The organism is Micromonospora sp. URMC 103, assembly GCF_051386435.1.
GTDB lineage: Bacteria > Actinomycetota > Actinomycetes > Mycobacteriales > Micromonosporaceae > Micromonospora.
In genome coordinates, this window is sequence record NZ_JBPQTR010000004.1 from 1830197 (window position 1) to 1842234 (window position 12038).

General features: G+C 72.0%; 9 protein-coding genes. 2 read left to right on the forward strand and 7 right to left on the reverse strand.

Translation table 11 applies throughout. The features are described 5' to 3' along the window. Positions 1-3 precede the first annotated feature (3 nt). A complete protein-coding gene (locus tag ACSNOA_RS12065; RefSeq protein ID WP_436658063.1) occupies positions 4-1053 on the reverse strand; it encodes a polysaccharide biosynthesis protein in 1050 nt (349 codons plus the stop codon). Between the two features lie 226 nt (positions 1054-1279). Between ACSNOA_RS12065 and wecB the strand changes: the two genes are divergently transcribed. After that, the gene (wecB, locus tag ACSNOA_RS12070) at positions 1280-2404 is read left to right on the forward strand and encodes a non-hydrolyzing UDP-N-acetylglucosamine 2-epimerase (RefSeq protein WP_436658064.1); all 1125 of its coding nucleotides are present in this window, start codon (positions 1280-1282) and stop codon (positions 2402-2404) included. Positions 2405-2467: 63 nt separating this feature from the next. Here wecB and ACSNOA_RS12075 read toward each other — a convergent pair whose 3' ends face one another. The 6 genes from ACSNOA_RS12075 to ACSNOA_RS12100 form a co-directional block, all read right to left on the reverse strand. Further along, on the reverse strand, positions 2468-4342 hold the full coding sequence (locus ACSNOA_RS12075) for a polysaccharide biosynthesis protein (RefSeq protein WP_436658065.1): 1875 nt from the start codon (positions 4340-4342) through the stop codon (positions 2468-2470). A gap of 145 nt (positions 4343-4487) precedes the next feature. Further along, positions 4488-5132: a NeuD/PglB/VioB family sugar acetyltransferase gene (locus ACSNOA_RS12080; RefSeq protein ID WP_436658066.1), complete on the reverse strand. Its 645-nt coding sequence runs from the start codon at positions 5130-5132 to the stop codon at positions 4488-4490. Next, positions 5129-6271 (reverse strand): DegT/DnrJ/EryC1/StrS family aminotransferase, encoded by a 1143-nt coding sequence (locus tag ACSNOA_RS12085; protein WP_436658067.1) that lies wholly within the window; start codon positions 6269-6271, stop codon positions 5129-5131. Before ACSNOA_RS12085 ends, ACSNOA_RS12080 begins: the two co-directional genes overlap by 4 nt. Positions 6272-6293: 22 nt before the next feature. Next, a complete protein-coding gene (locus ACSNOA_RS12090) occupies positions 6294-6983 on the reverse strand; it encodes a sugar transferase (protein WP_436658068.1) in 690 nt (229 codons plus the stop codon). A gap of 308 nt (positions 6984-7291) precedes the next feature. After that, positions 7292-7759, reverse strand: a complete 468-nt coding sequence (locus tag ACSNOA_RS12095) for a hypothetical protein (protein WP_436658069.1) — start codon at positions 7757-7759, stop codon at positions 7292-7294. Positions 7760-7928: 169 nt separating this feature from the next. Continuing rightward, positions 7929-10409, reverse strand: a complete 2481-nt coding sequence (locus tag ACSNOA_RS12100) for a Tex family protein (protein ID WP_436658070.1) — start codon at positions 10407-10409, stop codon at positions 7929-7931. Positions 10410-10471: 62 nt separating this feature from the next. Between ACSNOA_RS12100 and ACSNOA_RS12105 the strand changes: the two genes are divergently transcribed. Next, positions 10472-11983, forward strand: coding sequence for a deoxyguanosinetriphosphate triphosphohydrolase family protein (locus ACSNOA_RS12105; RefSeq protein ID WP_436658071.1), 1512 nt, complete (start codon positions 10472-10474; stop codon positions 11981-11983). Positions 11984-12038: the final 55 nt, after the last annotated feature.

Genomic DNA, 12038 nt, shown 5'->3' on the forward strand with positions numbered 1-12038 from the left:
CGTTCACCCTCGGGCGAGCGCGGCCGGCTGCGCGAGCTCGTCGAGCTGCGCCCGGATCTCCGGCAGGGAGCGCAGCAGCTCCATGATCTCCGGTACGTCGAGCCGGCGGGTGTTGTGCGAGTGGTAGTCGGCGTGCGGCTCCCGGTCGACGTCGCCCTCTTCGAAGTAGAGCGAGTAGTTCAGGTCGCGGCTGTCCACCGGAACGCGCAGGAACTGGCCGAAGTCCACGGCCCGGGCGAGATCCTCCCGGCTGGCCAACGTCTCGTACGGCTTCTCACCGTGCCGGATGCCCAGGACGTTGAACTTCGCGGGCACGCCGAACAGGTTGCACAGGGCGGTCGCGAGGTCGCCGATGGTGCAGGCGTCCGCCTTGCGGATGAAGACGTCGCCCGGCTGGCCGTGGTGGAAGGCGTGCTCGACGAGTTCGACCGACTGGTCGAGCGACATGAGGAACCGTGTCATGCCCGGGTCGGTGACGGTCAGCGGGATCCCCGCCCGGATCTGCTCGATGAACAGCGGAATGACCGAGCCACGCGAATACATGACGTTGCCGTAGCGGACGCAGCAGACGCGGGTGCGTGCCGCCGGATTGTTACGGGAGTGGGCCTGGGCCACCTTTTCCATGAGGGCCTTGGTCATCCCCATGGCGTTGACCGGATAGACCGCCTTGTCGGTGCTCAGCAGGACCAGGGCCTCGACGCCGTTGCGCTCGCACGCGTTGACCACGTTGGCGCTGCCCAACACGTTCGTACGGACCGCTTCGAGCGGAAAGAACTCACAGGAGGGCACCTGCTTGAGGGCGGCGGCGTGGAAGACGAATTCGACGTCCCGGCTCGCCTTGACCGTGGTGTCGTAGTCCCGCACGTCGCCGACGTAGTAACGGACCCGGTCGTCGCGGAGCCGGTGCCGCATCGCGTCCTGCTTGGACTCGTCGCGGCTGAGAACACGTACCTCTTCGGCACCGGAATTCAGCAGACGGGCCACCATTGTCTGCCCGAAGGAACCCGTCCCACCGGTGATCAGGAAACGCCGGCCTGAAAGTGAGGAAGTCACATCTGCTCCTGGTCCTCCCCGATGGTGGTCAGGGAGCTAGCGGTTCTCGTCAAGCGGACGATACCGCTGATATGGTCCTCTACTATCGTGAACAGCCATAATGCTGGCAGAATTGCCGATTCAGCTCGTTCTGGTGTAGACCGCCGTGTCTCCGTGCAATGTGAATTCGTTGGTTCAACGACCGGCGGTGCCGACCGGTGGTGCCGGCAGCGGAGAAAGGACGCGCATGACCCGGATCATGACGGTGGTCGGCACCCGGCCCGAGATCATCAGGCTCTCCCGGGTGATCGCCCGGCTCGACGACACCGTGGACCACCTGCTCGTCCACACCGGGCAGAACTGGGACACCACGCTGTCGGACGTGTTCTTCAAGGAGCTGCGGCTGCGCGAGCCGGACCGCTTTCTGCGGGTCGACACGTCCTCGCTGGGCCGGGTGCTGGGCGGTGTGCTCGTCGGCGTCGAGGCCGCGATCGCCGAACACCGGCCGGACGGCCTGCTGGTGCTCGGCGACACCAACAGCTGCATCGCGGCCCTGATGGCCCGCCGGATGCGGGTGCCGGTCTACCACATGGAGGCCGGCAACCGGTGCTTCGACCTGAACGTGCCGGAGGAGACCAACCGCCGGCTGGTCGACCACGTCTCCGACTTCAACCTCGTCTACACCGAGCACGCCCGGCGCAACCTGATCGCCGAGGGACTGCACCCGCGACGGATCCTGCACACCGGCTCGCCCATGCGGGAGGTGCTGGAGCACTACCGCGCCGACATCGGCGCCTCGACGATCCTCCGCCAGCTCGAACTCGACCGGGGCCGCTACTTCGTGGTCAGCGCGCACCGCGAGGAGAACGTGGACCAGCCCGCACGGCTGCGGCAGCTGCTGGACTGCCTGCGCGCGGTCCACGAACGCTGGGGGTTCCCGGTGCTGGTCTCGACGCACCCACGCACCCGCAAGCGTCTCGAGGCGCTCGCTCCGGACGCCGCGGCGTTGGAGGGCATCGCCTTCCACGAGCCGTTCGGCCTCGTCGACTACGTGCACCTGCAGACGCAGGCGTTCTGCACGCTGTCGGACAGCGGAACCATCAGCGAGGAGGCGGCCATCCTCGGCTTTCCCGCGGTCACCCTGCGGGAGTCGATCGAACGACCCGAGGCGCTGGACGCCGGCGGCATCATCATGACCGGCCTCGACCCGGCCGGCGTGGTGGAGGCTGTGCAGGTGACCGTCGACCAGGTGGCCGCGGCCGGCGTGCCCTGCCCGGTCGACTACCAGGTCACCGACACGTCCCGCCGCGTGGTCGACTTCATCCTCTCCACCGTCCGCCGGCACCACGACTGGGCGGGCATCCGCCGCTGAGAGAGGCGAGGAGGCCGGCGACCGCAGACGCGGTCGCCGGCCCCCTCGTAGGAGCGGGTCCGGTCAGTGCGACGACAGCGGCACGCCGACCGGACCGTCGACGATCGGGCCCACGGGCTGGGCGCAGAGCAGCGCGAGCTGTTCGACCACCTTCGCCGGCTCGGCGTACGGGTCGAGCCCGCTGACCTCCATCGGGTCCAGCGCGGGCACGGCCACGTGCGACACCAGCGGGTGGAACGGCCGGGTGTCCACCTCGCCCGTGCCGAGCAGGTCCTCGTGCAGCTTCTCGCCGGGTCGCAGCCCCGTGTAGACGATCGGCACCGAGCTGGACGACTGCTCCGCCATCTGGCGGGCCAGGTCGGCGATGCGGACCGGCTCGCCCATGTCGAGCACCAGCGCCTCCCCGTCGCGCCCGATCTCGGCGGCCTGAAGCACGAGGTGCACGGCCTCCTGGACGGTCATCAGGTAACGCGTCACGTCCGGGTGGGTGACGGTCAGCGGCTTGCCGGCCTCGATCTGACGCTGGAAGGCCGTCACCACGGAGCCCCGGCTGCTCAACACGTTCCCGAAGCGGACGCTGAGGAAGGCCCCCGGGAACCGGGACGCGGCGTGCGCGGTGAGCCGCTCGGTGATGCGCTTCGAGTAGCCGAGCACGCTGATCGGGTCGGCCGCCTTGTCGGTGGAGATGTTGACGAACTTCGCCACGTCCTGGCAGGCGTCCAGCACCGACAGCGTGCCCCAGACGTTGGTCTTGACCGCCTCGCCGGGGTGCCGCTGGAGCAGCGTGAGGTGCTTGAGCGCCGCGGCGTGGAAGATGATCTCCGGCTGCCGTTCCTGGATGATCCGCCGGATGCCCTCGTCGTCACGCAGGTCGGCGAGGATCAGTTCCGGGCCGTCCAACAGGGCCCGACCGGACAGCGACATCTGCAGGCTGTGCAGGGCGGACTCGTCGCGGTCCAGCATCATGAGCTCGCCCGGGTCGGCCTTCATCACCTGGCGGCACAGCTCCGAGCCGATCGAGCCGCCGGCACCGGTGACGAGGATCCGCCGTCCCGTCAGGCTGTTGGTCGCCAGCGGCAGGTCGCCGACGACCTGGCGGCGTCCGAGCAGGTCGCTGATCTGCACGTCGCGGACGTCCCGGACGGTGATCTGGTGGTCGACCAGGTCCCGCACCGGAGGCAGCACCTTGAACGCCGCGCCCGTCCGGAGGGTGGCCTCACGGATCTCGCGGATGAGCGCGGCGTCGGCGTTCGCCACCGAGAAGATCACCGTGTTGGCGCCGGTCCGCCGTACCGCCGCCGCGATGTCGCCCCGACCACCGAGCACCCGTACCCCGTCGACGCGCAGGTCGCGCTTGTCCGGGTCGTCGTCGAGGGCGCCGACGGGCAGATAGCGGCCGCGTGGGTCGCTGAGCATGGCGCGCAGCAGGCCCTGGCCGGCGTCCCCCATCCCGAACAGCAGCACCGGGGTCGAGGAGCGGACGTCCGGCCGCATGGCGAGGTCGCGCCGGTGCCGGTACGCGAACCGCGCGCCGAGCATGAACAGCAGGGCCAGCGCGCCGCCCACCACCGGGGTGCTCGCCGGCACCGGCCGGTCGCCCGAGGGCAGCAGGCCGAGCAGGACGATCCCGGCCGTCGTGATGGTGGTGCCCGCGACGCCCTGCACCTCCTGGAGGCTGCCCAACGGGTGCCGACCCGAGTAGAGGCGCCGCAGCGAGGCGACGGCCACGTACATGACGGCGGCGCCCACGCCGATGATCGCGGCCCGGCTGAACTGGCCGGGAGGCAGCTCGAACTCGTACCGGCTCCAGACCGCCGCGACGAAGCCCCCCACCCAGGCCGTGGTGTCGGTGGTGAGGAACGCCGCCGTCCGGCGCCGGGCTCTCGCGCGTCGCCATCGCTGGTACGTGCGGTCGCTGCTCGCTGTTTCCTGCGGCATGTGGTGGCTCCCTGTCCCGTCTCCCGACCGCTTCCGCCGCACGGCAGAAGGAGCTTTGTGCTCATCGTCCTTGTTACCCGCCCAGATCGTGCTTTTGGGCATTTTCACCTTTACGGTGTCGAACGTCCGGTTCTCGACAGTGCGCTCAGCGCGCCGGCACACCCTTGACAACGACCTCGTCGGGCACGTCCCGCACCACACACGCGCCGGCGCCGACGATGCTGTCCCGCCCGACCCGCAGCCCCTGCAGCACGGCGGCTGTGGTGCCGACCAGCACACCTTCCGCCAGGTGGCAGTCGCCGGAGACGGCGGCGAGCGGGTTCACCGACACGTAGTCCGCGAGCACGCTGTCGTGGCCGACGGTGGTGTTCTGGTTGAGGTGCACGTGCCGGCCGATGGTCACGTTCGTCGTGACGCGGGCGCCCGGAAAGGCAACGAAGCCCGGTCCATGGCAGGTGTCGGGGCCGATCGTGGCGTCCGGGTGGACGAGGCTCGCGGCGGGTGTGCCGTACCCGTCGACCCGGCGGGCGACCGCGCGCCGGATCCGGGGATCGCCGATGCCGATGACGTGGTGGACATCCGGTGGCGCGTCGCGCAGCCAGTCCACGCCGCCCAGGTACGGCACGTCGAGCCGCTGCAACCGCTTCAGGTTGTCCTCGGCAGGCTGATCGTCGACGACCCCCAGCAGCCGCCACAGCGAGCCCCCGGACGCCTCGTCCACCGCCCGGGCGATGGTGGCCACCTCTCGGCCGTGTCCGCCGCAACCCACCACCACGAGCGCCACCGTCACGCCGCCGATCCTCCCCCGACAAGGAACTCGTCGATGGTGGCCAGTACGGTCGTGACCTGCGACTCGGTGAGCGCGCTGCCGCTGGGCAGGGTGAGTCCCTCGGCGAAGAGCCGTTCGGCGGTGCCGGTGAGCAGACTTTCGGCCCCGGCGTGCACCGGCTGCAGGTGCATGGGTTTCCAGACCGGCCGGGTCTCGATGCCCCGCTGCGCCAGGTAGTCCGCCAGGTCTGCGGCTCGCCAGCCGGACCGCTGCTCCTCGACGACGATTACGCTGAGCCAGCAGTTCGACTCGGTGTCCTCCACGCCGAGCAGCCGTACGCCCGGCACCGGGGCGAACAGCTTCGCGTAGCGGTCGCGGAGGTGTCGGCGACGGGTGATCATCCCATCCAGCCGGATCAGTTGGGCGCGGCCGAGCGCCGCCAGCAGATTGCTCAGTCGGTAGTTGTAGCCGATCTCCCGGTGTTCGTAGTGCAGCATCGGCTCGCGTGCCTGTGTGGCAAGGTGGCGGGCGCGGGCGAGCAGCTCCCCATCGTCGGAGACGAGCATCCCGCCGCCGGACGTGGTCATGATCTTGTTGCCGTTGAACGAGAGCGCCCCGACGCGGCCGAAGGAGCCGGCGGGCCGGCCCCGGTGGCTGGCGCCGAGGGCCTCCGCGGCGTCCTCCACCAGCGGGACGCCCGCCTCCGCGCAGAGCGGCGCCAGCTCCGTGTAGTCGGCACAGCTTCCGAACATGTCGACGGGGACGACCGCGCCAACCCGTTCGCCGCGCGACCGCAGCCGCTTCAGCAGGTCGGCCACGAGGTGGACGTCCACGTTGCCCGTCTGCGGGTCGCAGTCCACGAAGACCGGGCGCGCACCGATGTAGCGGACCGCGTTGGCGGTGGCGATGAAGGTCAGGGTAGGCACGATGACCACGTCTCCGGGGCCGACGCCGACCCCGAGCAGGGCCAGGTGCAGGGCTGCGGTGCCGGAGCTGACCGCCACCGCGCCGTCGGTGCCGACCCGTGCGGCAACCTCGCGCTCGAACGCCTGAAGAGCCGGTCCGGCGGGCGCCACCCATCCGGAGCGCAGCGCCTCGATCAGATACGACTCTTCGAGCGGCCCGACGTCGGGCGGGGACAGAAGGATCGTCTGGCTCATCGCTGGGCCTCCCGACGGCTCGTCATACCGGTGTCCGGTCGCGCTGCGCCGGTGCCGTCCGGCCGGGCGTACCGAGGAACTCGGGCGCGGTGGCGTTGCCCTCCGCGGTGATCCCCTCGCGGCGCAGCACCGTCCGTACGGTGGCCGCGAGGATCGACAGGTCGACCCGCAGGCTGCGCCCGTCCACGTACCGCACGTCGAGGTCGAGCTTGTCCTCCCAGCTCAGGCTGTTGCGCCCGCGGACCTGAGCTAGCCCCGTGACACCCGGCCGCACCTCGTGCCTGCGAGCCTGGGTCGGGGAGTACCGCTCGAGGTACTCGGGAAGTAGCGGTCGGGGGCCGACCAGGCTCATCTCGCCGCGCAACACATTCCACAGGGTGGGCAGCTCGTCGAGGCTGGTGGCGCGCAGCCAGCGGCCGACCGGGGTGAGCCGGTCACCGTCGCCGACCCGGCCACGGTCGGGGGCGGGCGGGTGCATGGTGCGGAACTTCACCAGCTCGAAGGGCCTGCCGTACCGTCCGGCGCGGCACTGGTGGAACAGCACCGGTCGACCGAGAGACACCGCGACCAGGAGTGCCACCACCGCCATCAACGGTGCGGTGAGCAGAAGCAGGAGCGACGCACCGACGATGTCGAGGAGCCGCTTGAGGCGGTCGTACGGTGCGCGCCGGATCGACCGCGACGGTGCGATCGCGGGATGAGGTTCGGACACCGCTCGGCCTCCCAAGGCATCCGGCAGACCATCAAGGAGATTGATAAGCCGGAATCCGACGTCTTCGTGCGAATGGCGACAGCAAGGGCTGTTACGCCCCATCAACCCCGGAACTGGGCGGATGGACACGGGTTCGGTCGAGGCCGTTGACGGTTGCCGCGGGACAGCGGTCGCGCGATAACGAGGTGGTCCCCGGACGGGTGAGGGAGGACTCGGCCGATCGCGGGAGGGGCGGTCGCCTCAGGGTCCTGCGGTGGGCGCTGGCCGCCGCACGCCGGATGGGCCGGCCGAGATGTCGACCGGGCTGCTCAGCGGCGGCTCGCAGTAGCTCCCGTGGCAGAGCCCGGCTCGTCGTTGCCGGCGTCGAGCCGGCGTGTGAGCAGGACCCGCAGCGGGATCGACTCGCCGTCGCGCCCGCCCTCGCCCACGATCAGCGGCGGCGGGCTGGGCTCCGGTTCGGCGCCGAGCAGCCGGGCCCGCAGGCCGCCCGGCACGGTGAGCAGGTGCCACCGGCCGTCCACGTCGACGGCCCGGCTCCGCGCCCGGTCCACGTACCAGCCCGTGAGCCCCGTCCGGTACGGCCCGCGGCCGTCGTAGGAGCGCGCGGCGAGCCGGGTCGGTCGCAGCCCGCGCCGCTTGGCCTCCGCCACGAACCAGGCCACGATCTCGGCGGCCTCCGCGTGCTCGGCGGCGCGGCGTCGGGCGTCCGCCTCGGCGTGCACCCGCGCCGCCCGCCGCTGCCGCTCCGCCCAGGTCAACTCGTCGTCCGCGCCCACGCCCCGACGCTACGCCGACCGCGCGCCCGCCCAGCCGCGCCGGCGCGCCGATTCCCGGGTCGATCATGCAGTTGTGGTGCCTGCTTCGAGGTGATACGGAGCGTTTTGTCACCCACCACAACTGCATGATCGACGCCGTCTGCCCGGACCTGGGGCGGGTTTGTGCGTGTCAGGCCAGGCCGGCGCGGCGCAGCGCGTCCGCCATCGCCCCATTGGCCGGCGCCGGCGCGCCGCGACCCTGCCGCGTGCTACCGCGGTCGCCCTGACCGCCGCGCCCGGCACGGCTCTGACCGCCCGGCCCGGCAGCACCCTGGCCGCCAGCGCGCTGCCCGCCGCCGCCCTGGCCGCCGCGTCCGCCGCCGCCCTGGCCGCCAGCGCGCTGGCCGCCACCCTGGCCTCCGGCGCCCGGCCCGCCCGTACCCCGGCCGCCGCGGGCCGGCCCCCGACGGTCGCCGTCGGCGCCCGGCTCGTCGTCGAGCCGCAGGGTGAGCGAGATGCGCTTGCGCGGTACGTCGACGTCGAGCACCTTCACCGTGACCACGTCGCCGGACTTCACCACCTCGCGCGGGTCCTTCACGAACGTCCGGGACATGGCCGACACGTGCACGAGCCCGTCCTGGTGGACCCCGACGTCGACGAAGGCGCCGAACGCGGCCACGTTGGTGACCACGCCCTCGAGGACCATGCCCGGCGTCAGGTCGTTGATCGTCTCCACGCCCTCGACGAAGCTCGCCGTGCGGAACTCGGGCCGCGGGTCCCGGCCCGGCTTCTCCAGCTCGGCGAGGATGTCGGTGACCGTGGGCAGGCCGAACGTGTCGTCGACGAAGTCGGTGGCCTTCAGCCCGCGCAGGATCGTCGACTTCCCGATGAGCGACCGCAGGTCCTGGCCGGTGCTGGCGAGGATGCGGCGCACCACGGGGTACGCCTCGGGGTGCACGCTGGAGGAGTCCAGCGGGTCGTCGCCGCCGGGGATGCGCAGGAAGCCGGCGCACTGCTCGAAGGCCTTCGGGCCGAGCCGCGCCACCTTCTTCAGCTCCGCCCGGCTTCGGAACGGGCCGTTGGCGTCCCGGTGCAGCACGATGTTCTCCGCGAGCCCGGCGCCGATGCCCGACACCCGGGTCAGCAGCGGCGCCGACGCCGTGTTGACGTCGACCCCGACCGCGTTGACGCAGTCCTCGACGACGGCGTCCAGCGACCGGGACAGCTTCACCTCGGAGAGGTCGTGCTGGTACTGGCCGACGCCGATCGAGCGTGGGTCGATCTTCACGAGCTCGGCGAGCGGGTCCTGCAGGCGCCGGGCGATGGAGACCGCGCCGCGCAGCGAGACGTCCATCCCGGGCAGCTCCTGGGCGGCGTACGCGGAGGCCGAGTAGACCGACGCGCCGGCCTCGGAGACCACGATCTTGGTGAGGTTGAGCTGCGGGTACCGCTTGATGAGATCACCGGCGAGCTTGTCGGTCTCCCGGGACGCGGTGCCGTTGCCGATGGCAACCAGCTCCACGCCGTGCGCCCCCGCGAGCCGCGCGAGCGTCTCGATCGAGGCGTCCCACTGCCGCCGGGGCTCGTGCGGGTAGATCGTGTCGGTGGCCACCACCTTGCCGGTGGCGTCGACCACGGCCACCTTCACCCCGGTGCGCAGCCCCGGGTCGAGACCCATGGTGGGCCGGGCGCCGGCGGGCGCGGCGAGCAGCAGGTCGCGCAGGTTCGTGGCGAAGACGCGTACCGCCTCCTCCTCGGCGGCCTGCCACAGCCGCATCCGCAGGTCCGCGCCGAGGTGGATGAGGATGCGCGTACGCCAGGCCCAGCGCACCGTGTCGGTCAGCCACCGGTCGGCGGGCCGCCCCTGGTCACTGATGCCGAACCGCCCGGCGATGGCCGCCTCGTACCGGCTCGGGCCGGTCGGGACGGCGTCCGCCTCGCCGGCCTCCTCCGGCTCCATGGTCAGGTCGAGCACGCCCTCCTTCTCGCCCCGGAACATGGCGAGGATCCGGTGCGACGGCAGCTTCGTGTACGGCTCGGCGAAGTCGAAGTAGTCGGCGAACTTCGCACCGGCCGACTCCTGCCCGTCGCGTACCCGGGCCACGAGCCGTCCCCGCGACCACATCTGCTCACGCAGGGTGCCGATGAGGTCGGCGTCCTCGGCGAACCGCTCGATGAGGATGGCCCGCGCGCCCTCCAGCGCGGCGGCCGCGTCGGCGACGCCCTTCTCGGCGTCCGCGTAGCCGGCCGCGACGGCGCGCGGGTCCTGCGTCGGGTCGGCCAGGAGCGACTCGGCGAGCGGCTCCAGGCCGGCCTCGCGGGCGATCTGCGCCCGCGTCCGCCGCTTCGGCTTGTACGGCAGGTAGATGTCCTCGAGCCGGGACTTCGAGTCGGCCGCCATGATCTGGGCTTCCAGGGCCTCGTCCAGCTTGCCCTGGCCGCGGATCGACTCCAGCACCGCGGCCCGCCGCTCGTCCAGCTCGCGCAGGTAACGCAGCCGTTCCTCGAGCGTACGTAGCTGGGTGTCGTCGAGCAGGCCGGTGGCCTCCTTGCGGTAGCGGGCGATGAACGGCACGGTGGCGCCGCCGTCGAGCAGCTCCACGGCCGCTCGGACCTGCCGCTCGGCCACGCCGAGCTCCTCGGCGATCCGCTGATGAACAGAGAGGGTCACGATCTCGATCCGCCTTCGGGTGTGGTTTCCGCCCAGCATTCTGCCGCGCTAGCGTGGCGATCATGGAAGCACCTGCGGAGCCTCGGGCGCGGCGGCTCTTCGGCGGCAGCGCCCGGACCCTCGGCGACCTGGCCACGAGCCCCTTCCGGGCCGACCGGGACCGGATCGTGGGCTCGCCGTTCTTCGCGCGCCTGAACGGCGTGACCCAGGTGATCAGCCCGGTCGGCTCCGGCCTGCTCGTGCACAACCGGCTCACCCACAGCCTCAAGGTCGCCCAGGTCGCCCGCGCGATCGCCGAGCGGCTCACCGCCGACGAGCGCTGGCGCGACCTGCTCGACAAGCTGGGCGGCTGCGACCCGGACGTGGTCGAGGCGGCCGCGCTCGCCCACGACCTCGGCCACCCGCCCTTCGGGCACCTCGGCGAGCGGGTGCTGGACCGGCTGGCGCGCGAGCGGCTCGGGCTCACCGACGGTTTCGAGGGCAACGCCCAGTCGTACCGGATCGTCACGAGCACGGAGATCCGCGGCGCGGCGACCACTGGCCTGGACCTCACGGCGGCCGTGCGCGCCGCCATGCTGAAGTACCCGTGGACGCGGCTCGACCACCCCGACCCGCACCCGCGGTTCATGGACCCGCCGCCACGCGGGGCGACGCCACCGCCGGACGACCCGGAGAGCGGCTCGTCGAAGTTCGGGGCGTACCGCACGGAGATCGACGACCTGCGGCAGGCGCGGGAGCCGTTCGCCGGCCGGATCCCCGACTGGCAGCAGACCGTCGAGGCGTCGGTCATGGACACCGCCGACGACATCGCGTACGCCATCCACGACGTCGAGGACTTCTACCGGGTGGGGGTGCTCCAGCAGGGCGCCGTCGCCGCCGAGCTGATGGCCTGGCAGCGCGAGGGCGGGCACTTCCGCGCGGTCACCGACGCCGCGCTGGCCGCCGCGGCCCGCCGCCCCGGCGCGGCCATCGAGCGGCTACGCCGGCAGCTGCACCGCAAGGACGCCTGGGTGGCCGACGACGAGGCGTTCGCCGCGGCCGTCGAACACGTCCGGGAGGAGTTGGTCGACGGGCTGCTGGCGCTGCCGTTCGACGGCTCGATCGAGGCTGAGCAGTACGTCGCCCGGTTCTCCGCCCGCTGGTCCACCCGGTTCGTCGAGGCGGTCACCGTCACCGAACAGCCGGCCGTACGCTCCGGCCACGTGCTGCTCGCCCCGGCCCAGTGGCACGAGGTGCAGGTGCTCAAGTTCGTGCACCACCGGTTCGTGCTCGCCCGCCCCGACCTCGCGCTGCACCAGCGCGGCCAGGCCCGGCTGCTGGGGACCCTCGTCGAGGCGCTGTGGGAGTGGCTGATCGACCCCGAGGAGGAGTCCCGGCTGCCGCGCCGCCTGCACGACCTCGTGGAGCTGGCCGAGGCGGAGCTGCACCCGCGGACCCCGCAGCGGATCGACCGGGCCCGCGGGCGGGCCATCGTCGACTTCGTGGCGCAGCTCACCGACAACCAGGCGGTTTCCATGCTGGACGCCCTGTCCGGGCGCTCCGGCGCCCTCTGGACCGACGCGTTCGTTCTCTGACGGCCCCTCGCGCGCCGTCTCCGCGCCGCCGGGCCCGGCCGACCGACGCGTTCGT

What these genes read in the sequence shown, in the direction of transcription:
- ACSNOA_RS12075 (WP_436658065.1), bottom strand. Translation starts at nt 4,342, where the DNA reads ATGCCGCAGGAAACAGCGAGCAGCGACCGCACGTACCAGCGATGGCGA.
- ACSNOA_RS12085 (WP_436658067.1), bottom strand. Translation starts at nt 6,271, where the DNA reads ATGAGCCAGACGATCCTTCTGTCCCCGCCCGACGTCGGGCCGCTCGAA.
- ACSNOA_RS12105 (WP_436658071.1), top strand. Translation starts at nt 10,472, where the DNA reads ATGGAAGCACCTGCGGAGCCTCGGGCGCGGCGGCTCTTCGGCGGCAGC.
- wecB (WP_436658064.1), top strand. Translation starts at nt 1,280, where the DNA reads ATGACCCGGATCATGACGGTGGTCGGCACCCGGCCCGAGATCATCAGG.